The organism is Archangium gephyra (assembly GCF_049060025.1).
Taxonomy (GTDB): domain Bacteria; phylum Myxococcota; class Myxococcia; order Myxococcales; family Myxococcaceae; genus Archangium; species Archangium gephyra_A.
The window spans coordinates 1,365,904-1,388,983 of record NZ_JBMEQQ010000002.1; the positions used below are offsets into that span (position 1 = coordinate 1,365,904).

23 protein-coding genes and 4 pseudogenes are annotated in these 23,080 nt (G+C 69.3%); 15 read left to right on the top strand and 12 right to left on the bottom strand.

Annotated features, from left to right (window positions below):
• Position 1 precedes the first annotated feature (1 nt).
• From ACN28I_RS06115 to ACN28I_RS06135, 5 genes are all read right to left on the bottom strand, one after another.
• A complete protein-coding gene (locus ACN28I_RS06115) occupies positions 2 to 850 on the bottom strand; it encodes a 3-hydroxyacyl-CoA dehydrogenase family protein (protein WP_420941180.1) in 849 nt (282 codons plus the stop codon).
• 67 nt (positions 851 to 917) lie between these two features.
• Positions 918 to 1,328, bottom strand: coding sequence for a hypothetical protein (locus ACN28I_RS06120; protein ID WP_420941181.1), 411 nt, complete (start codon positions 1,326 to 1,328; stop codon positions 918 to 920).
• Positions 1,329 to 1,332: 4 nt separating this feature from the next.
• The gene (locus tag ACN28I_RS06125) at positions 1,333 to 1,809 is read right to left on the bottom strand and encodes a hypothetical protein (protein ID WP_420941182.1); all 477 of its coding nucleotides are present in this window, start codon (positions 1,807 to 1,809) and stop codon (positions 1,333 to 1,335) included.
• A gap of 28 nt (positions 1,810 to 1,837) precedes the next feature.
• Positions 1,838 to 2,914 (bottom strand): iron-sulfur cluster carrier protein ApbC, encoded by a 1,077-nt coding sequence (apbC, locus tag ACN28I_RS06130; protein ID WP_420941183.1) that lies wholly within the window; start codon positions 2,912 to 2,914, stop codon positions 1,838 to 1,840.
• A 106-nt stretch (positions 2,915 to 3,020) separates the two neighbouring features.
• Positions 3,021 to 3,281 carry a hypothetical protein gene (locus ACN28I_RS06135; protein WP_420948873.1) on the bottom strand — a complete coding sequence of 87 codons (261 nt, stop codon included), beginning with the start codon at positions 3,279 to 3,281 and terminating at the stop codon, positions 3,021 to 3,023.
• A gap of 299 nt (positions 3,282 to 3,580) precedes the next feature.
• Between ACN28I_RS06135 and ACN28I_RS06140 the strand changes: the two genes are divergently transcribed.
• On the top strand, positions 3,581 to 3,733 hold the full coding sequence (locus ACN28I_RS06140) for a hypothetical protein (protein WP_420948874.1): 153 nt from the start codon (positions 3,581 to 3,583) through the stop codon (positions 3,731 to 3,733).
• Between the two features lie 173 nt (positions 3,734 to 3,906).
• Here the strand turns inward: ACN28I_RS06140 and ACN28I_RS06145 are convergent.
• The 3 genes and pseudogenes from ACN28I_RS06145 to ACN28I_RS06155 form a co-directional block, all read right to left on the bottom strand.
• Positions 3,907 to 4,293 (bottom strand): annotated as a pseudogene (locus tag ACN28I_RS06145) (zf-TFIIB domain-containing protein); the annotation flags it as partial.
• A complete protein-coding gene (locus tag ACN28I_RS06150; RefSeq protein ID WP_420948579.1) occupies positions 4,232 to 4,585 on the bottom strand; it encodes a S49 family peptidase in 354 nt (117 codons plus the stop codon). The pseudogene ACN28I_RS06145 and the gene ACN28I_RS06150, both read right to left, overlap by 62 nt.
• A 97-nt stretch (positions 4,586 to 4,682) precedes the next feature.
• Positions 4,683 to 4,922, bottom strand: a pseudogene (locus ACN28I_RS06155) (S49 family peptidase); the annotation flags it as partial.
• On the opposite strand from ACN28I_RS06155, the gene ACN28I_RS06160 reads away from it, so the two are divergent.
• Positions 4,819 to 5,097, top strand: coding sequence for a hypothetical protein (locus tag ACN28I_RS06160; RefSeq protein ID WP_420941184.1), 279 nt, complete (start codon positions 4,819 to 4,821; stop codon positions 5,095 to 5,097). The pseudogene ACN28I_RS06155 and the gene ACN28I_RS06160 sit on opposite strands and share 104 nt — an antisense overlap.
• Positions 5,098 to 5,178: 81 nt before the next feature.
• Here ACN28I_RS06160 and ACN28I_RS06165 read toward each other — a convergent pair whose 3' ends face one another.
• Positions 5,179 to 5,937, bottom strand: coding sequence for a S49 family peptidase (locus ACN28I_RS06165; protein ID WP_420941185.1), 759 nt, complete (start codon positions 5,935 to 5,937; stop codon positions 5,179 to 5,181).
• A gap of 81 nt (positions 5,938 to 6,018) precedes the next feature.
• On the opposite strand from ACN28I_RS06165, the gene ACN28I_RS06170 reads away from it, so the two are divergent.
• The 4 genes from ACN28I_RS06170 (at position 6,019) to ACN28I_RS06185 (ending at position 9,235) form a co-directional block, all read left to right on the top strand.
• Positions 6,019 to 6,372, top strand: coding sequence for a hypothetical protein (locus ACN28I_RS06170; RefSeq protein ID WP_420941186.1), 354 nt, complete (start codon positions 6,019 to 6,021; stop codon positions 6,370 to 6,372).
• A gap of 28 nt (positions 6,373 to 6,400) precedes the next feature.
• Positions 6,401 to 6,919, top strand: coding sequence for a hypothetical protein (locus tag ACN28I_RS06175; RefSeq protein WP_420941187.1), 519 nt, complete (start codon positions 6,401 to 6,403; stop codon positions 6,917 to 6,919).
• 165 nt (positions 6,920 to 7,084) lie between these two features.
• Positions 7,085 to 7,909 carry a hypothetical protein gene (locus tag ACN28I_RS06180; protein WP_420941188.1) on the top strand — a complete coding sequence of 275 codons (825 nt, stop codon included), beginning with the start codon at positions 7,085 to 7,087 and terminating at the stop codon, positions 7,907 to 7,909.
• A 147-nt stretch (positions 7,910 to 8,056) separates the two neighbouring features.
• Complete coding sequence (locus ACN28I_RS06185) at positions 8,057 to 9,235, top strand: fatty acid desaturase family protein (protein ID WP_420941189.1); 1,179 nt, start codon at positions 8,057 to 8,059, stop codon at positions 9,233 to 9,235.
• A 110-nt stretch (positions 9,236 to 9,345) separates the two neighbouring features.
• Here ACN28I_RS06185 and ACN28I_RS06190 read toward each other — a convergent pair whose 3' ends face one another.
• Positions 9,346 to 10,719, bottom strand: coding sequence for an SIR2 family protein (locus ACN28I_RS06190; protein WP_420941190.1), 1,374 nt, complete (start codon positions 10,717 to 10,719; stop codon positions 9,346 to 9,348).
• Positions 10,720 to 10,933: 214 nt separating this feature from the next.
• Here ACN28I_RS06190 and ACN28I_RS06195 point away from each other — a divergent pair, with 214 nt between their 5' ends.
• Positions 10,934 to 11,233, top strand: a complete 300-nt coding sequence (locus ACN28I_RS06195; protein WP_420941191.1) for a hypothetical protein — start codon at positions 10,934 to 10,936, stop codon at positions 11,231 to 11,233.
• A 73-nt stretch (positions 11,234 to 11,306) separates the two neighbouring features.
• On the top strand, positions 11,307 to 12,218 hold the full coding sequence (locus ACN28I_RS06200) for a DUF3396 domain-containing protein (RefSeq protein WP_420941192.1): 912 nt from the start codon (positions 11,307 to 11,309) through the stop codon (positions 12,216 to 12,218).
• A gap of 5 nt (positions 12,219 to 12,223) precedes the next feature.
• On the opposite strand, the gene ACN28I_RS06205 is transcribed toward ACN28I_RS06200, so the two are convergent.
• Both ACN28I_RS06205 and ACN28I_RS06210 read right to left on the bottom strand, forming a co-directional pair.
• Positions 12,224 to 13,954 carry a putative ABC exporter domain-containing protein gene (locus ACN28I_RS06205; protein ID WP_420941193.1) on the bottom strand — a complete coding sequence of 577 codons (1,731 nt, stop codon included), beginning with the start codon at positions 13,952 to 13,954 and terminating at the stop codon, positions 12,224 to 12,226.
• Entirely contained in the window at positions 13,951 to 14,751 is an 801-nt protein-coding gene (locus ACN28I_RS06210) for an ABC transporter ATP-binding protein (protein ID WP_420941194.1), read from the bottom strand. Before ACN28I_RS06210 ends, ACN28I_RS06205 begins: the two co-directional genes overlap by 4 nt.
• A gap of 86 nt (positions 14,752 to 14,837) precedes the next feature.
• Here ACN28I_RS06210 and ACN28I_RS06215 point away from each other — a divergent pair, with 86 nt between their 5' ends.
• From ACN28I_RS06215 to ACN28I_RS06245, 7 genes and pseudogenes are all read left to right on the top strand, one after another.
• Entirely contained in the window at positions 14,838 to 16,274 is a 1,437-nt protein-coding gene (locus ACN28I_RS06215) for a GuaB1 family IMP dehydrogenase-related protein (protein WP_420941195.1), read from the top strand.
• Between the two features lie 129 nt (positions 16,275 to 16,403).
• Positions 16,404 to 18,491 carry a hypothetical protein gene (locus tag ACN28I_RS06220; protein ID WP_420941196.1) on the top strand — a complete coding sequence of 696 codons (2,088 nt, stop codon included), beginning with the start codon at positions 16,404 to 16,406 and terminating at the stop codon, positions 18,489 to 18,491.
• A 108-nt stretch (positions 18,492 to 18,599) separates the two neighbouring features.
• The gene (locus ACN28I_RS06225; protein WP_420941197.1) at positions 18,600 to 19,013 is read left to right on the top strand and encodes a group I truncated hemoglobin; all 414 of its coding nucleotides are present in this window, start codon (positions 18,600 to 18,602) and stop codon (positions 19,011 to 19,013) included.
• Between the two features lie 111 nt (positions 19,014 to 19,124).
• The gene (locus ACN28I_RS06230; protein WP_420941198.1) at positions 19,125 to 19,475 is read left to right on the top strand and encodes an HU family DNA-binding protein; all 351 of its coding nucleotides are present in this window, start codon (positions 19,125 to 19,127) and stop codon (positions 19,473 to 19,475) included.
• A gap of 162 nt (positions 19,476 to 19,637) precedes the next feature.
• Positions 19,638 to 20,237: an Isoquinoline 1-oxidoreductase subunit gene (locus tag ACN28I_RS06235; RefSeq protein ID WP_420948580.1), complete on the top strand. Its 600-nt coding sequence runs from the start codon at positions 19,638 to 19,640 to the stop codon at positions 20,235 to 20,237.
• A pseudogene (locus tag ACN28I_RS06240) lies at positions 20,234 to 20,696 on the top strand ((2Fe-2S)-binding protein). Before ACN28I_RS06235 ends, ACN28I_RS06240 begins: the two are co-directional and overlap by 4 nt.
• 10 nt (positions 20,697 to 20,706) lie before the next feature.
• Positions 20,707 to 23,008, top strand: a pseudogene (locus tag ACN28I_RS06245) (molybdopterin cofactor-binding domain-containing protein).
• Positions 23,009 to 23,080: the final 72 nt, after the last annotated feature.

The window sequence follows — 23,080 nt, forward strand, 5'->3', positions numbered from 1 at the left end:
CCTAGTACTTGTAGAAACCGCGGCCGCTCTTCTTGCCGTACCAGCCGGCGTCCACGTACTGCCGCAGCAGCGGGCACGGGCGGTACTTGTCGTCACCCAGGCCCTTGTGGAGCACCTCGGCGATGTAGAGCACCGTGTCCAGGCCGATGAAGTCCGCGAGCTGCAGCGGGCCCATGGGCTGGTTGGTGCCCAGCTTCATCGCCGTGTCGATGTCCTCCGCCGTCCCCAGGCCCTCCATCAGCGCGAAGCAGGCCTCGTTCAGCATCGGAATCAGGATGCGGTTCACGATGAAGCCCGGGAAGTCCTTGGACACCACCGTGGCCTTCCCCATCTTCTCGGCCAGCGCCTTGGTCGTCTGATAGGTCGCGTCCGACGTCGCCGCGCCCCGGATCAGCTCCACCAGCTGCATCACCGGCACCGGATTCATGAAGTGCATCCCGATGACGTTCTCGGGGCGCTTCGTCGCCGCGGCGATGCGGGTGATGGGGATGGACGAGGTGTTGGTGGCGAGAATCCCGCCCGGCTTCACCACGCCGTCCAGCTCCAGGAAGATGCGGCGCTTGAGGTCCTCGTTCTCCGTCACCGCCTCGATGGCGAAGTCCACGTCCTTCACCTCGGTGGCGCTGGTGGCGGTGGCGAGGTTGGTGTTCGCCGCCTCGAGCCGGGCCGCGTCCAGCTTGCCCTTCTCCACCAGCTTCTTCAGGCCCGCCTTGATGCGCTCGGCACCCTTGGCGAGACCTTCCTTCGAGACGTCCACCAGGGTGACCCGCAGGCCAGCCTGCAGCGCCACCTGGGCGATGCCCGATCCCATCTGCCCTGCCCCGACGACGATGATGTGCTCCGATGCCATGGCGTTCGAGACCCCTTGCTCGGTAAACGAGGAACCGGGCGGGCTATAGCCCTGGCACCCCCACCGGTCAACGGCTCACGGGGACCCGCAGTCCCCGCTCGACGAGCACGTCCTCGGCCCCGAGTGTCAGCCGCTCCACACGCGGCGGCCGGGACGGTCCGCTCTCCCCTCGGGCGAACACCCACACCTCGTACGTCCCCGAGGGCAGCTCCGTCATCATGCTGAGCCTGTCCGGGGGTCCCGCCTGGAAGGAGCGCGTCTCGCGCTTCACCAGCTCGCCGTCCGCGGTCTTCACCTGGAACTCGAGCGCCCGGATCTCGCTCCAGCCCGGGCCCTCCAGCCGCCACACCACCTCGCGCTCGGCCACGCTCGGATTCGAGCCCTTCCACAGCCACAGGCCCAGCCCGACGAGCAACAGCAGCGGCAGCCGCTTGAGCAGCGGGTGTTTGCGCCAGTTCCGCCGCCCCTCGCCCTCCACGTCCCTACTCCTTCTTCGTCGCGGCCTTCTTGCCGCCGCGGCGCGTGTGCAGCTCGGAGACGGTCACCTTGGTGCGGCCCGGCGCGCCCGTCTCGCCCGCCTCCTCGTCCTCGTGAGGCACCAGCCGGATCTGCGCCTTCACCTCGATGGTCATCCCCGACACCACCTTGAGCAGCTCGTCGCGCAGCTTCTCCGACTGGAGGAAGCGCCGCAGCTCCTCGGAGACGACCCGGCCCACCTCGTCCTTCGTCTTCTCCGCCTGCCCGAGGATGTAGCCGAGCACCTCCTTGGGCAGCTTCAACTGGCCGGCCAGCGAGCGGATGCCCTCCTCCGTCATGAAGAGGGCCCCCAGTCCCGCCACCGCCACCTTGCGCATGAACTCGGGCACGAAGCCCGCGCGAGAACCCTCCCGCTCCGGCTCGTCTCCGAGCAACGGGTCGAAGTCGTCGTGGTCGTCTTCGGGGGCCTTGCCGGGCGCCATAGGGGTCCTCGGGGTTCGCGGGGAGTGACTAGCGTATCACCGGCAGCTTCACCGCCACCCGCATGTTCTCGGTGGACACGCGGCCCGCGATGTTGCGCGCCATCGCCACGAAGGCCTGGGCCTCGGCGCTCTCCGGCGCGCTGATCACCACCGGCACGCCCGCGTCACCCGCCTCGCGGATCTTCAGCTCCAGGGGAATCTCCCCCAGGAACGGGATGCTGAACATCTCCGCCGCCTTGCGGCCGCCGCCATGGTTGAAGATGGGCGTGGACTTGGAGCAGTGCGGGCACACGAACTGGCTCATGTTCTCCACGATGCCCAGCACCGGGATGTGCACCTTGTCGAACATCTGCTTGGCGCGCACCACGTCCGCCAGCGCCACGTCCTGCGGCGTCGTCACCAGCACCGCGCCCGAGGCCTTCACCGACTGCGACAGCGTCAGCGCCACGTCGCCCGTGCCCGGCGGCAGATCCAGCACCAGGTAGTCCAGCTCGCCCCAGCGCACGTCGCGCACGAGCTGCATCAGCGCCCCGTGCAGCATGGGCCCGCGCCAGATGAGCGCCTGATCCGCCTCCACCAGGAAGCCGATCGACATCACCTTCAGCCCGTGCTTCTCCAGCGGCAGCAGCGACTTGCCATCCGGGCTCACCGGCTTCTCGGTGATGCCCGTCATCAGCGGCACCGAGGGGCCATAGAAGTCCGCGTCCAGCAGGCCCACCTTGGCGCCCTCGCGCGCCAGCGCCGCCGCCAGGTTCACCGACACCGTGCTCTTGCCGACGCCACCCTTGCCGGCGCCCACCAGGATCACGTTCTTCACCTGAGGGAGGATCGCCTGCGCCCCGGCCTGCGGCGCCGAGCGCACCTGCGCGCCCCACTCGATGTCGAACGTCTTCAGCCCGGGCACCTGCTTGAGCGCCGCCTCGGCGTCCGCCTGGATCTTCCCCTTCATCGGGCAGGCCGGCGTGGTCAGCTCGATCTTGAGCTTCGCCTTGTCGCCGTCCACGCGGACGTCCTTCACCATCCCGGCCTTCACGAGGTCGATGTGCAGCTCGGGATCCATCACCTTCGACATCGCCGCGAGGATGTCGCGCTCGGTAACGCTCATCTGGAGTACCTGAACCTTTGGAATCCGGGGGGGCGCGCGGAAATAGCCAGCAGACCCCCCCGTGTCAACCTCGTCTAATCCTCAGGCCCCCCGGCCGCATCTCTTCTCATTCGATCGCGGCCACCCGGTACTCGCCTGCTTCCCGGACCAGCCGCACCGCCCGGCCCTTGCCGATCGGGAACTCCGCCCCCGAGGCCGTCACCCGCACGTCCTTCTCCAGGGCGAGCCGCGCCCGGCGTACCCGCTCGGCCGACAGGGGCTCGCGCTTGAAGTCCTCGCGCAGGCGCTCGGGGGTGTAGCGGGCACGCAGGGGATCGCTCAGCAGCGACCAGGCCCTGTTCCAGTTGCCCGCCCCTACTGCATCCAAGAAGGCCTTCAGCGCCGCCCGGGGCGCGTCCTCCGGCTTCTCCTCGACGACCCGCCAGCCCTCCTTCGCCTGGACCAGGGTGAGGGCCGGGGCTCGCGCCTGGAGCTTCCGGAAGGGCCGCTCGCACCTCCTTCACCCGGGCCTGCCGGACCGAGGCGTCCGCGTAGTGCTCGAGGAACCCGGCGCGGGCCTCCGGTGGCGCGCTCGTCAGCGCGTAGGCGTCCGCCAGCCGGTTCTCCTCCAGCGCCCGGGCGTAGGACACCGCCACCTCCGAGGGGCCCGGGGTGTGCGCGCAGCCCGTGGCCACCAGGGACACGGCCAGCGACAGCGTGGACAGCGCTCCCCACACCCGGCGCAACGGGCCTCCTGGCGTGCCCTTCTTCATCGCCGCCCCCGAGACGGAGCCCGGCGGCCGGCACGCGCCGCAATACACGTCACCATCGTACGCATAGGCCTCGGTCACCTGGAGTCCCACCCCGCAGCGCGAGCACTCCATGCCCGCCGCCGCCGCGGACCGGGCCGTGGGCATCACCGCGGGCGTCACGGGAGGCCGGGTGTCCGTCACGCCCGCCAGGGCCTCGAAGGCGCCCGCGTCCAGCCAGACTCCCTCGCAGGAGGGACACACGTCGACGGGGCTGGCGCTCGTCACCACCCGGCGCAGGCGCCCGGTGCAGGCCGGACACCGCACGGGCTCGCTCCGGCACGTGGGACATACCGCCTGCGCGGGGCCCACCGGGTGCCCCGACCTCCGGCACCGCGAGAAGGTCTGACCCTTCATGGCCAGGAAGCTCCGCGCCGGGGGCCTGTCCGGGAAACGCTCCAGCTCGCCCCGGTCGAACCACAGACCGTGGCAGCGCGGGCACGTGTCGATTTCCACATGGGAGACGCGCAAGGGCCGCAGCAGCTCTTTCTCACAGAGGGGACAGGGGCGCGCCATGCGGGCCGGGAGGTTACTCGAAACGCTCCCCTCCCTTGAACCCCAGCAGGCTCCAGGCCGTTGGGCACAAGGCATAAACCCCCGCCGACGCGTTGCCCAGCAGCAGCTTCAGCAGCGAGAAGCCTCGATCCCCGCCCCCATACGTCTGCAGATCGAAACGCTCCGCCGGCACCTTCGCCAGCGCCATCGCGTGACGGCACGCCTCCTCGAAGCCGCCCATCTTGTCCACCAGCCCCACCCCCAGCGCCCGCGTGCCGCTGTACACCCGCCCCTCGCCCAGCGCGTGGATCTCCTCCTTCGTCCGGCCCCGCGCCTTCGCCACGTGCTCGAGGAAGGCCTGGTACGTCTCCTCCATCTCGCCCTCCATCAAGGCCCGCTCGTGCTCGGTGAAGCCCCGTGAGCCTCGAGAAGATGCCCGCCGTCTCCCCCCGGGTGACGAGCGTGCGGTGCACCCCGAGCTTCTCCATCAGCTCCGAGGTGTCGAACTTCCCCGCGAACACGCCGATGGAGCCCAGCACCGCGTGCGGCGTGGCCCAGATCTCCTTGGCTCCCAGCGCGGCCATGTAGCCACCGCTCGCCGCCACCTGATCCACGAAGGCGATGACCGGCTTCTTCCTGGCCACCCGCTGCACCGCCTCCAGGATGATCTCCGAGGCCACCGCCGAGCCTCCCGGGCTCGCCACGTACAGCACCACCGCCTTCACGCTCCGGGTGCGTCCCGCCGCGCGCAGCGCCTTCACCACCGTGTCCGAGCCCGCCGCCCGCCCCGGCGCTCCCTTGCCCGGGACGATCATCCCCGAGATGGGCACCACGCCCAGCCGGGGCCTCGGACGCAGCGGGCGCCAGCGCACCGGCGGCCACGGCAGCCGCGCCAGGTAGCCCGGCATCGGCTCCACGCCCTCCTCGTCCTCGTCTCCGTCCTCCTTCTTGCCCCCGAGCCGCTCGGGCAGATCCGCCTCGTCACACGTCCCGTCGATGAGGCCGCCCGCCGCCGCGCGCCTGGCGCTGTAGGGGCCCGAGTCGATCCACGCCCTCACCTCCTCCGGCGTGCGCCGCCGCCCCCGGGCCACGCTCTCCACCAGGTCCACGTACCGCTCGTCCAGGAAGGACTCGAGCGTTCGGCGCTGGATGTCCGACACGTGCGCGTGCGTGAAGAGCTTCCGGCGCCGTCTTGTACGCGCCCCGCCGGAAGAAGTGCGCCTTGATGCCGAGCCGGCCGAGCCCCTCGCCAATCGCGGTGGCCTCCGCGGCGAAGCCCACCATGTCCAGCCGCCCCGCCGGGGACAGCAGCACCTCGTCCGCCGCGCACATCACCTGGTAGCCCAGGTTGTCCACACCCACCGCCCACGCCACCACCCGCTTGCCCGCCGCCCGGAAGTCCCCGAGCAGCTTCACCAGCACCTCCCGCTTGGCCGGCGGCACCTCCAGGTCCTCCAGCACCAGGAGGATGCCCTTCACCTTCGCGTCCTTGGCCAGCAGCTCCAGCGCCTTGCGGAAGCCCTCCAGCGAGGTCACCGTGGCCGGCTCGGGGCGGCTCTGCCCTCCCAGGCCCAGGGGCAGGCGAGCGCGGCGGGACCGCTCCCGGTAGGGGGGATCCCCCGCCAGCCGGAAACGCACATAGGCGGGCCGGCTTCGCGCCCCCAGCAGGCGGAACGGGAGGCCCAGCAGGACCCTCAACAGCACCAGCAGGTTGATCAGGGGGATGATGAGGAAGCGCACGGCTCTGGCGCCTAATGGACCGCCGGGGGGGAAGCAAGCCCTGTTCTACGCACCTGTAAGGTCGTGGTAGGCTGCGCCGCCATGCGCCCCCCCTTCTTTTCGCGTCTGCTGGTCGTCCTCGTGCTCGTCACTGGCGGCGCCGCCCTCGCCCAGCGGCGGCAGCTCCAGAGCTTCCAGGGCGAAGAAATGACCCAGGAGGAGCGTGACGCCGCCCGCGCCCGCCCGAAGTACAACATCCACTCCTACGGCAAGGACATCCAGATCAAGGAAGAGCCCATTCCCTGGAAGGCCATCGGCCTGGGCTTCTTCGCGCTGCTGGCGACCGCGCCCTTCGCCTGGCGCGCGTACCGGAACACCACCAAGGAGATCGCCGATTCCAACGTGTTCGGCGTGTCCAGCGCCCGGGCCGGTGAGTCCTCCCAGGACGAGCAGTAGTCGTCAGCCCCCGCGGCGAGGGCCTCCCATGAAGCGTGTCCTGTCCCAGCTCTCCCTGGTGCTCGCGGGCTTCGTGTCCGTGGGCGCCCTCCTGCACGCCTCCGCCGCCGAGCCCGAGAAGCCCAAGGCGGGTGCGTCCAAGCCGAAGGCGAAGGCCGCCGGGGCGAAGGACCACCCCGGCCTGCCCGCCCCGGACTACCTCCCCGAGTCCGCGCGCGCCCTGCTGCGCAAGAAGATGGATCGTCACGGGCAGGACGCCCGCGACCTGATGTTCGGCGTGACGCTGCTGCGCTACGATCTGGCGCGCGCCGCCGCCCAGCGCATCGCCTCCGAGCCCCGGATCGAGCGCCCCGAGGCCGGTGGAGAGAACGAGCCCGCCGCCTTCCTGCCCGAGCGCTTCTTCGTCCTCCAGGGCGAGGTGCGCAGGCGGGCCGAGGCCCTCGCCGCCGCCGCCGGGAAGAAGGACGACGCCGCGCTCGCCGAGAGCTACGGCCTCCTCATGCAGACGTGTGTCTCCTGCCACTCGGCGTACCTGAAGCGCGAGTAGGCGGGCCCGCCCCGCCCGGTGAGGCGTCCTCCCTGTCGGGTGCTCGACGAGGCCGGGCCGGATTGTGCTCTGGAGCGCACGCGCTGGCCCTCGGGGGTGGGTGTCCTCCCTGGCGCGAGCTGCTGATCGTGCCGAGCCTTGGTTGGCCGCTCTCTTGGAGGCGCCATGGGTACCCGGTCCGCTCTTCTCGCTTCATCCACTCCTGGAGCCCTGGCTCCGAGCACGCCCGAGGCCGTCTCCGGGAGGTGGATTCCGCCCTTCCTGCTCGCCGGTGTCGTGAGCGCGGGCCTCGGGGTGATGCGGAACCTGTGGGAGGCCGTGAAGTGCCTGGCGCGTGGGCTCGCCGGGCTCCTCACGGGGAAGTTCTCCACGGGCGGCGATGCGCTGCTGCGCGGGGTGTTGAAGCTCGCCGTCCAGATACCCCTGGACGTCCTGATGAGCCTGGGCGGCCGGATGCTGAGCGGAGTCCAGACGCTCGTGGGCGCGGAGCCCGCGGGAGAACGGCTCGCTCCGAAGCAGATCGCCGAGCTGCGCAAGGTGTACGGGGACAGCATCGACTACGAGCGGGTACGCCTGAAGGTGGGCGGACTCGGACTGCTCTCGCTGCCCGGCCGCCCCTTCGCGCTCGGCCATACCCTCTACGTCCCCCGGACGGACTCCGCCGCGCTCCAACTGCCCATGCACCTGCTCATCCAGGAGATGGGCCACGTCTGGCAGTACCAGACGGGTGGGACCGACTACGTGTGCGAGACGCTCTGGAGTCAGTGGTTCGGGGAGGGCTCCGACTGGCGCACGGCGCTCGACGCGGGCCGGAGCTGGGGCGAGCTGGATCCGGAACAGCAGGTCCGGCTCCTCAAGGTGGCCTACGCCCGCTCCGGCTACTTCGAGGCGCCCGGCCAGCGCTTCGTCGACGAGGACACGGGGGTGGACTACTCGGGGCAGCTCGCACGGGCCCTCGAGCAGCTCCGCACGGGCAAGGGAGCCCCCTGAGCCGGGAGTGCCTCCCGCCGCCACGCGTCCAGCGGCTCGCCTCCCCGGCCGCACGCCGGGCGGACCCATGAGGTTGTTGCTTCGGCTCCGTACCCTGCGATGCTAGGCAGCCCACCGGGCACGTCCCTCCAGGAGCCAGCAGACCTCATGAATACGGCAGTCGCCATGCGCGTGGAGGAGTCTCCGCGTTCCGCCTTTCCGGGCCTCAACGTCGATGAAGAGGCCTTCGCGCGCGACCTGCAGGCCCTGCGCACGGAGATGGAATCGTCCCTCGGGCCCGAGGACCACGCGCACTTCCGGAAGATCGAGCTCTGGGGCCGGGTGTGTTCGGCGCTCGGCTATGCGACGGCGTGGCTGGCGCCCAATCCCATTTCGGCGCTGCTGATCGCCCAGGGCAACACGGCCCGCTGGACGATGATGGCGCACCACGTGACGCACCGGGGGTACGACCGGGTACCCGGCATGCCCGAGCACCGCACCGGGCGCGCGTTCGCCACCGGGTGGCGCCGCTTCCTGGACTGGCCGGATTGGATCCACCCCGACGCGTGGCGGCACGAGCACAACGCCCTGCACCACGGGCGCACGGGCGAGACGGCGGATCCGGACCTGGTGGAGGAGAACACCGGGTTCCTGCGGCGCTCCCCCATGCCCCTGCTGGCGAAGTACGCGGTGGTGGCCTTCTTCGCCTGCACGTGGAAGCTGACGTACTACGCGCCCAACACCTTCCTGGAGTGGCGGCGGGCCGAGCGGCGGCGCGCGGGCGTGAAGGATGAGGGGGACACCCCGCGCCTGGTGACGGCCTTCAACCCGCTCACCGCGGATGGCCGGGCGTTCTGGGGGACGTGCATCCTGCCCTACGTGGGCCTGCGCTTCGTGCTGCTGCCCGCCCTCTTCGCGCCGCTCGGCGCGTGGGCCGTGGCCTGCGTGTTCGCCAACAGCGTGCTCGCCGAGCTGCTCACGAACATCCAGAGCTTCGTGCTGATCGCCCCCAACCACGCGGGCGATGACCTCTACCGGTTCCACGACCGGGCCAGGAGCAACGCGGAGTTCTCCGTGCGGCAGGTGATCGGCTCGGTGAACTACGCCACCGGGAATGACGTGGTCGACTTCCTCCACGGCTGGCTCAACTACCAGATCGAGCACCACATCTGGCCCAGCCTGCCCATGAGCAAGTACCAGCAGGTGCAGCCCCGCGTGAAGGCGCTCTGCGAGAAGCACGGCGTGCCCTACGTGCAGGAGGGCGTCTTCCGCCGCGTGAAGAAGCTGGTGGACATCATGGTGGGACGCAATTCGATGCGCACGGTGTCGCCGCAGGGCGGCAGGTAAGTACTAATTAGTTTGACACCCTACTCAACCAGCCCAAGCGAGAATCGCGTCCCCAATGCTCCGTCAAACGAGCGCTTATCGCATGGGCACCGTACGCAAGGAACTGCGGCTCAGGTTTCGATCTCGTTTAGCAGCAAGGCCATAGCCGAGTTGCCGTTGTTCCGGGCGTAGCGCTTAAGTTCATCAACGGATTCGCTGGACAGAGAGCTACGACGTTGGCGCCAAGTATCCGTCGCATCCCATGCCTTGCCCTTAACTGAAGGTGGCTGTTTGCCGGGTTCGAGGTACCAAGCGATATCCGAGAAGCTCTCCGACAAGTACTCGCTCAAAATGGGATGCAACTTGCGGAGATTGATCCCCTCAAGGACGTCGAGGAGGAAATCGACAAAAGCATTGTAGTAGTGCCAATTCCCACGCTGCCTGGCCCGATTCCAGAGCGGGTTGAGGGCACGGCGTAAGAACTCGACCACGCGCCCAGCCTCATACGAACGAGGAAAAGCGCGCAGTGCTTTGACGAACTCCTTTCGCAATGCGACATCGCCCACCAACTTTTCGGCCCCGTCATCATCCTCCAGAACTTTGTTGATGATCCTCCGCGTTTTCCGGAACTCTGCTTTCCGCGCCGCTTTGGCGTCCCGCACCTCCTCCAAGAACTGCAGGATGTCGGAGATCTCAATGATCACCTCTGCGTTGAGTCCGCGGTACGGTTCGGATCGTGGTGCTCGATCCGTGACGTAGAGAGCCTGGACAACGAGCCCCTGATAACGCTGGAGCTCCAGGTCACGATCCTCGGCGTAGGCACGGGCTAGCTTCATTGCAGAACGGACGTTGATGTCACCGCCGCTGTAGCCGAGCATTAGGGTGGTCGACTCGGTCAGCAACAGAGAGAGCTTGTTCTGCCGGTACTCCATCGGTCCCAGCAACTCTACATAGTCGTCCTCTGTAATCACGATGCTCTCTGGAACAAGTCGGTGCCCATGCAGGTGGTAGACCGGCACGTAGTCCCGGCGAGGTGTGACTGCCTCGTGAGGGAGCAGGGGAACGGCACGCTCCAAGAGCGACTCCAAGATGAAGTCGTAGTTAGTCGTGATTACCCATGACGGCCGTAACTGAGCGAGTACCGGGACATATTGGTCCCGTAGCAAATCGTCGGGCATGAGGTTGCAGATGCTCGCGATCTTCCGCTTGAGCGCCCGCATCGCCTTCGCCCGATTCGACTTGCTCTCCGTCAACTCGGCAACTAGCCGGGTCGCGAGTTGTGGGTAAGAGAGTCCTCGGACAGCTTTAGGATCATCGAAATCGAACTCAAGCTCCAAGTCCTCTGCGGCCCGACGGAGCAACTTCTCGAAGTTGGGAGCAACCCCATCCGTCAGCGCCATGGAGAATCCGGTCCCCACGAACATGCCCAGGTGTCCGAACAGGCTCGCGTCGGCAATCCGTCGGAGGATCCTCTTCCGAGAATATTTCTTTTCCTGTGACAGCATTCTTTCACTCTCCTGGGCCCAGGACGACTGGACTTACCTACCAGTAGCCAACTCGGCTCCCGCCGATGTTTCCCTACGACACCGCCCAAGCTTAGTGTCATATAGACACGAAGTCAAGCAAAGATGGGACCGAGAGGGCCATCGGACTCAGGAACTGTTTGGTCCCTCCTTCGAAGCTGGAGACCCGACCGTTCTTCCAGGTAGTGTCAGCGCCGTGTCCGGCCCTCGACCGAAGACGTGCGCCGCATGCGGCAATGGTATCGCCGCGAGCGAGGTGTACTACCGCTTCTCCCTCGTCCTGCAAGGTGAGCAGGATGTTCTCGGTCCCACCGGTGGAGGCAGCACGGAAGACGAGCTCGCCGCCCTCGTGAAGCAGCTCGAGGAGGGGCAGGAGTCCGCCCAGGAGATGGAGGAGCAGGTGCACTGGGAGAGCAGCGGCGTCGTGTGCTCGGCGTGCCGCTCGCTGGTGGTGCGCACCCTCTCCGCGCCCCCCGAGGCGGCCGGACCGCATTAGGCTCATCAGCCACTGACCTCGGGGGAGACGCGGACCCGCATGTCTTCGTCTCTCCCCAACTCGGAGTCCAGTGATGGGTGATCACTATCCACGCATCCGTCGCTACACACGCATCGAGGGGGGAGAACCCTGGCTGCTCATCCGCGAGAGCGTGAACATCACCTTCTACATGCGGCGCCCCCACCAGGAGGTCGTGCAAGCGGTGATGCGGGCGCTGGATGTCTACCGCCAGGAGGTGGGGCCAACAACACTCAGTTGGTACGCCGATTCCGAAGGGGATTGGCAGGAGTTCGACACGCAGGGCTGGGAAGCCATCCGGAGCGAGCTGCTGCATCCGCAGGGTGCCAATATCCTGCTGGCCGGGTCACCAGATGACCTCGCTGGATATGAGTTCTCCTACCATGGAGAACAGTCCAACGAGTTCCCCCCCCGTGAGCCCATGTGCGCGGTGATCTTCTGGCTGCCCACGGAGTACCTGGAAGAGCATGGCCCTGATCGGGTGCGAGACCTGGCCCTGAAGCTGGCGGCGGAGCTGCCCTACAACTCCGGTCATGCGGGCCTCGCGTTCCTCTTCCCGGAAGGAGTCCTCGGAACCATCGAGTCCCTTCGCGACGAGTGCTTACGCTACCCGGGCCTGGATGTTCCGGGTTTCAGCACTGCCTCCATGTTCATCGGAACACGGGTGAAGGGAGTGCACTGGCTGAATCTCCTGGGTCAGCCCATGTGGGGAGCGCTGGGCGGTGCCGAGGGTCTGCGCTCCAGATTGCACTCGCCCGGCACCACCGTACGGGAATTGGAGGGCGAGCGGGGACTGGTGGCACTGGGGCCATGGCCCGAAGCCGGAGACGTACAAGAAGGCCGCCTCCTGCCGGCCTATCGCGAGCTGGCACGTGTCCTGGAGCCCTGGCTGTACGAGGAGCGCTTTGATTGGGGCGGCTTCTCCCGGGAGGACATGCGGCAGTGGAAACGCCGCTTCCTCGACTGACACGCTCACGGCGCCGTCCCGGTCCCCTCCATCGACACGTCGAGCCGGTCGAAGGCGTGGCCCAGGCCCACCACTCCGAGCGCCACCTCGGCCACGAGCACCGCCGCCGCGACGAGCCCCGCGAAGGGCAGCGCCCACACACCCAGGCCCAGGATCCGGTCCAGGGCGAAGCCCACCAGCGCCGCCAGCAGCGCCGCGGGCAGCATCCCCACCAGCAGCACCACCAGCGTGCCCACCAGCGTCAGCAACCGCTGCCCGAGCGCCTCCAGGCCACGCACCCGCTCGCCCTCGGGCGGCAGCCACGCCGGAAACAGCACCACCGCCGCGTTCTGCACGAAGAGCCCTCCGAGTGACACCGCCGGCATCACCCAGATCGCCCCCAGTCCCCCCGCCACCCAGAGCGCGGTGTGCTCGCCCCCCTGCCACACCGAGAGCGCCACCGCCAACAGGAGGAGCCCCATCTGCGTCACCCCGAGCAGCAGCGCGGGCGCGGCCAGCTCCGCCGCCACCACCTGCCTGCCCGTGAGCGGCAACGCCCGGAGCTGCTCCAGCCGGGGCAGGTCCATGCGCAGATCGAATCGCAGGGCGGACGGCCCGAAGAAGCACAGCACTCCGGCGAGCCCCGCGCACAACGGCGCCATGAAGAGGCGCACGTTGGCGAGCACCTCGGACGTGCCCCGGCCCGAGGCCACGGTCGCCACCAATCCCCCCACCAGCCCCGCGACGAGCAGCCGCCCTGCCCCACCCAGCCGCCGCCCCGCGACGAGGTTCTTCCAGACGATCGCCACCTCCGGCCGGCCCGTGGGCGCGAGCCGGAAGAACGCGGGGCGCGCACGCAGGAGCGTGCGGTGGCCGCCCTCGCGCGAGAGCTGCTCCCGGAGCCGGGCCCGTTGCTCGGCCCGGATCACCGCCGCCTCCTCGAAAGGCACCGACGCCCGCATCACCCACACGTAGTGCACGGCGAACAGTCCGAGCCCGAGCGGCAGCGTCCGCAGGAAGGAGCCCAGGTCCGGCGCGAGCGGCAGGGCCACCAGCATCCGTCCCGGCCACAGCGCCGGAGAATCCAGCAAGGAGGCCAGCCAGGCCTGGAGCTGCCGGGGGTGGTTGAACTGCGTGGGCAGGGGGTGCTCGCCCAGCGCGGAGATCCCCGCCATGACCAGCAAGGCGCTCACGGCGGTGAGGGCGGCCCAGCGCAGCGCCGTGCCCACCCCCCCATGCTGGGCGAGCCGCGTGCGCACGAAGGAGGCCGCGGTCACGTGCAGGTGCACCGTGGCGAGCGTCAGGGTGGCGCCGATAAAGAAGAGGACGGGGTGCCCGGACACCACGCGGCTCACGAAGAGCGTGGCGAAGAAGGCCCCCACGGCCGCGCCCGCCAGGCCCCGCGCGAGCTTGTAGTGCAGCAGTCCCCGCCGCGACACGGGCGCGGGGAAGAACTGCTGCATCTCCGTCTCGTTGAAGGACAGCGAGGGCCGGTCCGGTCCCAGCGCCCAGGCGGAGAGCACCGTGCCCAGCATCGCGGAGGCGAGCATGAACTGGCTGAAGAGCTGCGCCATGGGAGGCACCGTGCCCTCCTGTCCCGGGTAGCTCAGCCGCCGCAGGAACACGGAGTACACGTACAGCCCGCCCACCACCGCGCCCAGGAGGTACTTCGGCTGGCGCAGGCGCTGGAACTGGCGGATCAACCGGTTGCGCGTCGAGGCCAGCCAGAGGAACGTCACCGCGCGGGGGAAGCTCATGCGCCCTCCCGCTCGGGCCGGGGCTCGGGTGGCGCGCTTTCGGGCGGCGCGCTGGTGATCCGGATGAAGAGCTCCTCCAGGGACGCGGCCGAGCCGTCCGGGCCACTGAGCTGCGCGCGGATGTCCGCGAGCGTCCCGAGCGCCACCGCTCGCCCCCCGGCGATGACGAGGATGCGGTGGCACAGCTCCTCCACCAGCGGCAGCAGGTGCGAGGAGAGCACCAGCGCCGTCCCCGCCTCCGCGCGCTGGCGCAGCGAGGCCTTCATGCGGCGGATGGCCAGGGGATCCAATCCCGTGAGCGGCTCGTCGAGGATGATGAGCCGCGGCGAGTGCAGGAAGCCGCAGGCGATGGAGAGCTTCTGCTTCATCCCGCGCGACAGTTCTCCGGGCAGGGCTTTCTCCTTGCCGGCCAGCTCCATCTCGAGGAGCAGTGCCCGCGCCCGCTCCTCCCAGTCCGCCACCCCGTACAGCCGGGCCACGAAGTTCAGGTGCTCCCAGACGGTGAGGTACTCGAAGAGGCGCGGCTCGTCCGGGAGGAAGGCCAGGGCGTGCTTGGCCTCCACGGGGGCGCTCGCCAGATCATGCCCGGCCACCCTCACCCGCCCGCTGGAGGGCGGCAGGATGCCCGCCAGGCAGCGCAGCGTGGTCGTCTTCCCCGCCCCGTTGGGCCCCACCAGCCCGAGCACCTCGCCCGGAGCGAGCTGGAAGCTCAGCCCCTGCACGGCCCTCACCTCACCGTAGGCCTTCTCCAGCCCCTCCACATCCAGCACCGGCGCCCTCGTCCCGGCTTCGCTCATGTGCGACAAAATACGCGGCCCCCCGGGCGGATTCCAATCAATGGGGCCGCCGCCAGGCGTTAGGGTACGCCCCCCTGGAGGGTGTGATGCGGTTCCTCGATGACCAGAAGCCTCCCTACGATCTCACCTACAACGACTGCTTCATGGTGCCGGGCCGCTCGGACGTCGGCTCGCGCCTGGACGTGGACCTGACACCGGCCGATGGCCTGGGCACCACCCTCCCCATCGTCGTGTCCAACATGACGGCCGTTTCGGGCAAGCGCATGGCCGAGACGGTGGCGCGCCGCGGGGCCATCTCCGTGCTGCCCCAGGACATCCCGCTCGACATCGTCGAGAGCAACATCGCCTACGTGAAGTCGCGCCACCCCGTCTACGAGACGCCCATCACCCTGCGGCCCGGCGACACCATCCAGCAGGCGCTCAACCTCATCCACAAGCGCGCCCACGGCGCCGTCATCATCGTCAACGAGCAGGAGGAGCCCGTCGGCATCTTCACCGAGAACGATGCCGCCGGCTTCGACCGCTTCACCCAGCTCCAGCGGGTGATGGCCACGGATCTGCTCACCATCGACGAGGGCACGCCGCTGGAGACGATCTTCGATCGCCTGTCCAGCAAGCGGCTCACCTCCGCGCCCGTGGTCCGCGGGCGCCGGCTCATCGGCGTGGTGACGCGCAAGGGCGCGCTGCGCTCGACGCTCTACAAGCCCGCGCTGGATGCGAAGGGCAAGCTGCTGATCGCCACCGCCATCGGCATCAACGGGGATGTGAAGGCCAAGGCCGAGGCCCTGCTGCGCGCCGGGACGGATCTGCTCGTCGTGGACGTGGCGCACGGCCACCAGCGCCGGATGCTCGAGGCGGTGGAGAGCATCCGCTCCCTCTCCCCTTCCGTGCCCGTCATGGCCGGCAACGTCGTCACCCGCGAGGGGACGCGGGAGCTCATCTCGGCCGGGGCGGATCAGGTGAAGGTGGGCGTGGGACCCGGAGCCATGTGCACCACGCGCATGATGACCGGGGTGGGCCGGCCCCAGTTCTCCGCGGTGCTGGACTGCGCGGAGGAGGCCCGGAAGCACGGCAAGCATGCCTGCGCCGATGGCGGCGTCCGGCATCCGCGTGACGTGGCGCTCGCGCTCGCGGCGGGCGCGGCCAACGTGATGATCGGCTCCTGGTTCGCGGGCACCTACGAGAGCCCGGCGGACGTCCTGCGCGACAGCGACGGTCGCTTCTACAAGGAGAACTTCGGCATGGCGTCGCAGCGTGCCGTCAAGGCCCGCTCGCGCGGCGAGTCCCTCTTCGATCGCGCCCGCAAGGAGCTCTTCGAGGAGGGCATCAGCACCTCGCGCATGTACCTGGACCCGGATCACCCCGGCGTCGAGGACATCATCGATCAGATCATCGCGGGCGTGCGCAGCTCCTGCACCTACGCGGGCGCGCGGACGCTCGAGGAGTTCCACCAGCGGGCCGTGGTGGGCGTGCAGAGCCAGGCGGGCTACGACGAGGGCCGCCCGGTCCGCACGAGCTGGTGAAGGCCCGCTCACCCCGTACTCCCAGACCGGATTGACACCCCGGACGAGCGAGACAACCTTGCTCGGTAGGGGCTGGGTGGGCCTGGAGGGGGGGAAGCGATGGGGGCTGGCCGATATGTGAGGGCACTCGTGTGTTCCGCGCTGGTCATCTCGGGCGCGGGAGGATGCGGGGCCACGGAGACCTCGTGGGAGCCGGAGGAGGATGCCCTCGCGCGGTCCCAGGCGGCGCTCGCCACGCGGGCACTGCAACCCGTCGTCAGCGAAGAATACAAGCTCCCGGCCACCGTGGATCCGGACATCCTGCCGGATCGCGTCACCGAGCTGTGGGCGCGGATCTACCGCCCGGCCACGTTGAAGCGGGGCCAACGCTACCCGGTGATCGTCTTCCTGCACGGCAACCACGCGACGTGCGGCACGGGCTCCAACCCCCGCATCGACGACAGCGTGGAGTACACCGGGCTGGGCACGTGCCCGCCGGGCTACGAGGTGGTCCCCAGCCACGCCGGGTATGGCTACATCGCCGAGCCGCTCGCGGCCCGGGGCTACATCGTCGTGTCCATCAACGCCAACCGCGGCATCAACGCGGGCGAGGGCGTCGCCGGGGACTTCGGCCTGAACCTGGCCCGGGGGCGCCTCATCCTCAAGCACCTCGCCCTGCTCAGCCGGTGGAACCGCGGCCACGAGCCCACGCCCGGCTCGCTGGGGGTGAGCCTGAGGGGGCAACTGGACTTCCAGCAGGTGGGGCTGATGGGGCACTCGCGAGGCGGCGAGGGCGCGCGGGCGGCCTACGTCCAATATGGCGACCCCGGCAGCCCCTGGAAGCAGCGCATCCCCGACAGGCTGCGCTTCAACGCCATCTTCGAGATCGGCCCCGTGGACGGGCAGACGGAACGCGTGCTCGATGCCAACGGCACGCGGTGGAACGTCCTGCTGCCCGTGTGTGACGGGGATGTCTACAATCTCCAGGGCGTCCGCCCCTTCGATCGCATGCTGCTCACCGAGGACGAGCAGCCGAAGCGGATGAAGTCCACGCTCACCGTCTGGGGGGCGAACCACAACTACTACAACACCGAGTGGCAGGAGTCGGACTCGCCGGGGTGCACCGGCCACGAGCCCCTGTTCTCGACCGGGCCGGGGGTGTCGGGCTCCACGGCCCAGCAGGAGACGGGCCGCATCCCCATGCTCGCCTTCTTCCTCGCCAACGTCGGGCCGCACCGGGAGGCGGTCTGGGATCGGCTCTTCGATCCGCAGTTCCCCGTGCCGCCCAGCCTCGCCGCCATCACCCGCGTGGACCGGGGCATGACCCCCACGGCGGACGAGGAGGTCACCCTGCGGCTCGAGGACTTCCTCGGCCCCACCGGCCTCGGCACGTCCGGCATCCCCAACGACGCGAGCAACATCCACATCGAGCACGGACCGCTCCCCGAGCATGATGCGCTGCTCCAGGGGGGGCGGATCTCCTGGACGTCCGCCGGGGAGGACACCTGGTTCCAGGCGAACTTCACCCGGCCCGGCAAGGGGCTGTCGCTGAAGTCCTACGCCACGCTGGAGGTCCGCATCGAGCGCGCCCCGAGCGGCCTCAACAGCTACTTCGAGCCGGTCCACTTCTCCGTGCAACTGGTGGACGCGCAGGGGGGCCTCTCGGAGCCGCTCGATATCGCCGATTTCGTGGATCTGCGGGGGCCCCCCGGGGGGCCGTTCGGGGACTTCCACGCCATGTTGCAGACGGTCCGGCTGCCGCTCGCGGCATTCCGGGCGGACAACCTCCACGCCATCCGGGGCGTGCGCTTCACCTTCGACAAGACGCCGAGCGGGGAGCTCTTCCTGGCCAACCTCCGCGCCTCCAGGCAGGGCGCCCTCTCGAGCCATCCGCTGGCCACGCGGTCCGAGCCCGGGAGGGAGCTGCGTCCCCTGCCGCTCGTCCGGAGGCAGGTGTCCGGCAGCGTCGTCCGCTTGGAGCGGCGCAAGGACGGACGACTCGAGCTCGAGCTGCGCAGTGACGTCCCCTTCACCGTCCGGGACGAGCTGCTGACCCTGGTGATGGGAGAGCTGGAGCTCGCGTCGAGCCGCTACCCGGATCCGAATGATCAGCGGCGCGTGGTGTTCACGCTCACCCCGCGGGAGCTCGCCGGGGTGAAGGCCGGCGAGCCGTTCCGGGTGCGGTATGGGCGGGGGCCGTCGAATCCCGAATGGACGTTCGGTCCGCTCGCCAGGTAGCGGCGGGGCCGCTCGCCCGGGAGGCGGCCTTCCTGCGTCCACGTGTCCTGTCATAAGGTCCGGTGCCGGAGCCCGGGGATGAACCCACGGGCCCATCTGGAGCCGGAAATGAGCACGGAAACGAAGAAGCCCTCGCTGTACGAGCGGCTGGGGGGCGTCTACGCCATTGCCGCGGTGGTGGACACCTTCATCGATCGCATCATGGTCGCCCCCGAGCTGAACGCGAACCCGCTGGTGGACGAGGCGCACCACCGCGTGCCCAAGGCCGGCTTCAAGTACCTGGTCACCGAGATGGTGTGCCAGGTGACCGGCGGCCCCCAGCGCTACACGGGCAAGACGATGGCCGAGTCCCACAAGCACCTGAACATCTCGGCTTCGGAGTGGGTGGTGTTCGCCGGCATCTTCAAGGCCGTGCTGGATGAGTACAAGGTCCCCGAGGCCGAGCAGGCCGAGCTCTTCGCCATCGTCGGCAGCACGCGCTCGGATATCGTGGTCGAGAGCCCGGTGGCCAAGGCCGGCTGATCGTCGGATCTCCAGCGGATCCGCATCGCCAGATCGTTTGATCCATTGCCGATTTCTCGCTGAATAGATATTGGCAGTGAGAATTCATCCCTTTTCACAAGGAGAACCACAATGGCCGCGAAGACGAAGACCGCTACCGCGAAGAAGGCTGCATCCTCCGACAGGGGCCCGACGAAGTCCGAGCTGCTGGTGTCGATCGCCGAGCAGACCGGGCTGAGCAGGAAGCAGGTGTCCTCCGTGTTCGAGGCGCTCAGCGGGCAGATCCAGAAGAGCATGGGTGGCCGCGGTCCCGGCAAGTTCGTGGTGCCGGGCCTGATGAAGATGAAGGTCGTGAAGAAGCCGGCCACCAAGGCGCGCAAGGGCATCAACCCGTTCACCGGCCAGGAGACGATGTTCAAGGCCAAGCCGGCGCGCAAGGTCGTGAAGATCCAGCCCCTCAAGGCGCTGAAGGACATGCTCTAAGCCGTTGAATCGCTGAAGAGCTGAAGACGGGGGCCGGGGCCTGGTGGGCTCGGCCCCCGATTCATTTCCGGGGCCCACCCGTTTGGAGTACCGTCCGAGGGCTTGAGAACGACCACGAAGCCGTACGTCCGTCTCTGTGCGTCCGCCCTCGTCCTCCTGGCGATGGGTTGTGGCCGGCGTCAGCCCGCACCGTCGCCGTCCGAGATGCTTCCCGAGGTTGGCCCCTCCGAGCTGCGCGCCCCCGAGGCGTTCGGCGTCATCACGGACCGGGCCGATCGCTCTCGCGCGCTCTTCCTGGAGGCCAGCCGGGTGCTGCTGCATCCGCGGTGCGCGAACTGCCATCCCGATGGGGACTCGCCCTACCAGCGGACCGGCTGGCAGCTCCACGATCCTCCCGTCCGGCGCGGCCCCGAGGACCGCGGCATCGCTGGCATGGAGTGCACGAGCTGCCACCAGGACCGCAACGCGGAGCTCTCACGGGTGCCCGGGGCGCCGAACTGGCACCTCGCGCCCCTGGAGATGGCCTGGGTGGGCCGCACGCCTCGCCAGGTGTGCGAGCAGCTCAAGGACCCGAAGCGCAACGGGGGCAAGTCGCTGGCGCAGATCGTCGAGCACAACGCGCACGATGAGCTGGTGGGCTGGGGCTGGAAGCCCGGTGCGGACCGCGAGCCGGCACCGGGTACGCAGGAGCGCTTCGGCGCCATCGTATCGGCATGGGTGGAGACGGGCGCGGAGTGCCCGAGCGAGGAGTCACGGCCATGATCATTCGAGTCCGTATCAATGGCGTCGACAAGGAGCCTCGACGTCGATCCCGAGATGCCGCTGCTCTGGGCGCTGCGGGATGTGCTCGGCCTGACCGGCACGAAGTACGGCTGCGGCGAGGCGCTGTGCGGCGCCTGCACCGTCCACCTCGACGGCCAGACGGTGCGCGCCTGCGTGACGCCCATCCGCCGCGCGGACGGACACTCGGTGACGACGATCGAAGGGCTTTCGCCGGACGGCAAACACCCGCTGCAGCGCGCCTGGGTGGACCTGGGCGTTCCCCAGTGCGGGTTCTGCCAGGCCGGACAGATCATGTGCGCGGCGGCCCTGCTCGCGAAGAAGCCGCGGCCCACCGACACCGAGATCGATCAGTCTCTGGCGGGCAACCTGTGCCGGTGTGGCACGTACACGCGCATCCGCGCGGCCGTGAAGAAGGCCGCGGGCATGAACGAGGAATAGGGAGGACGCGATGAGCAACCGGCACCCGTTGATTGCCCGGCGGACCTTCCTCGCGGGCCTGAACCTCGCCGTGGGCGGCCTCGCCATCGGCTTCTTCTCCAGTGACAGCCTCGCGGACGAGCCCACCGGGAAGCTCTCCGGGCCCAGGCCGCCGACGAGCTCCCAGGCCGAGGAGGCCTCCGCCCCGGGGCTGAACCCGAACGTCTTCGTGCACGTGGCTCCCGACGGCCTGGTGACGATCGTCTGCCACCGCTCCGAGATGGGCCAGGGCATCCGCAGCTCGCTGCCCGTGCTGATCGCCGACGAGCTCGGCGCGGACATGGCGCGGGTGAAGATCGTCCAGGCGGACGGAGATCCGGCCTACGGAGACCAGAACACGGACGGCTCCAACAGCGTCCGCGGCATCTACGAGGACATGCGCCGGGCGGGAGCCACCGCGCGCACCATGCTGGTGGCGGCCGCGGCGAAGCGTTGGAAGGTGGCCCCGGACACCTGCGAGGCCAGCAACCACGTGGTGCTCCACCGCCCCAGCAAGCGCACGCTCGGCTTCGGAGAGCTGGCGCTCGAGGCGGGCAGGCAGACCGTGCCCAAGCCGGCGGAGGTCAAGCTCCGGCCGAAGTCCGAGCTGCGCAACGTGGGCAAGGAGCTGCCGCTGATCGACGGGCCCGCCTACGTCAACGGGAGCGCGGTGTTCGGAGCCGACATCCGGCTGCCGGGCATGCTCACGGCGGTGATCGCCCGGCCGCCGATCGTCGGGGCCCGCGTGACGCGGTACGACGCCACCCGCGCGCTCGCGGTTCCCGGGGTGAAGCGGGTCATCGAGCTTCCGGCGCCGAAGGCTCCGTACGCCTTCCAGACCTGGGGAGGTATCGCCGTCCTCGCGGAGAACACCTGGGCGGCGATGAAGGGCCGCGCCGCGCTGGAGATCATCTGGGACGAGGGCCCGAACGCGGCCTATGACTCGGAGCAGTACCGCAAGACGCTGAGCGCGTCCGTGCAGGCACCGGGCACCGTGCTGCGCAGCGTCGGAGATGCCGAGGGTGCGCTCGCCAAGGCGGCGCGGGTCATCGAGGCCGAGTACCACGTCCCGCACCTGGCGCACGCGCCGATGGAGCCGCCCGTCGCGGTGGCGCGCGTCGAGGGAGGCACGTGTGAAATCTGGGCCCCGACGCAGCACCCGCAGGCGGCACGCGCGACGGCGGCGCAGGCGCTGGGGCTTCCCCCCGAGAAGGTCACGGTCCACGTGACGTTCCTGGGCGGCGGCTTCGGGCGGAAGTCCAAGGCGGACTTCATCTCCGAGGTGGTGCTGCTCGCGAAGGAGGCGGGCGTGCCGGTGCGCGTGCAGTGGACGCGCGAGGACGACCTCCGCAACGACTACTACCACTCCGTCAGCGCGCAGCGGCTGACCGCGGGCCTGGACGCGAGCGGCAAGGTGGTGGCCTGGAGACACCGCACCGCGTTCCCGCCGATCGGCTCGACCTTCGGGCCCGTCAACCGGCCCTCCGTGGGGGATCTGCAGCAGGGCGTGCTGGACCTGGGAATCGGGGTGCCCAACATCCGCGCGGAGGCGTGCGAGGCCAATGCCCACGTGCGCATCGGCTGGCTGCGATCCGTCTACAACATCTTCCACGCGTTCTCGGTCAACTCCTTCATCGACGAGATCGCCCACGCCCGGGGCGAGGACACGCGGGACGTCATGCTGGAGGTGCTCGGGCCGCCGCGAGCGGTGAAGACGGTGCAGGAGGCTCGGCGTCGAGAAGCTCGCCAATTACGGCCAGCCGCTGGAGAAGCATCCCGTGGACGTGGGCCGCCTGCGGGGCGTCATCGAGCGGGTGACGGAGCTGTCGCGGTGGAGCGACCGGAAGAAGGACGGCCGGGCGCTGGGCCTGGCCGCGCACCGGAGCTTCCTGTCCTACGTGGGCGTGGTCGCCTCGGTGGTGCGCAAGCCGGACGGCAAGGTCGCGGTGGACGAGGCGTGGATCGTCGTGGATGCCGGCACGGTCATCAACCCGGACCGTGTGCGGGCCCAGATGGAGGGCTCGATCATCTTCGGAATGAGCATCGCGCTGTACGGTGCCATCACGATGAAGGGCGGCGCGGTCGAGCAGTCGAACTTCCGCGACTTCCGGCTCGCGCGCATCGGCGAGGCGCCGCGCAAGATTCACGTGGAGATCGTTCAGAGCGACGCGGCGCCGGGAGGCATTGGCGAGCCGGGTGTGCCGCCCGTGGCGCCGGCCATCGCCAACGCCGTCTTCGCGCTCACGGGAACGCGCGTGCGCGAGCTGCCGATCTCCAAGGCGCTCAAGGCCTGAGCGCCGGGCAGCCTGCCCCCTCTCTCCCCGAGAGGGGGGGGATGGGAGGCAGGGACGACCTCCTCTATTCTT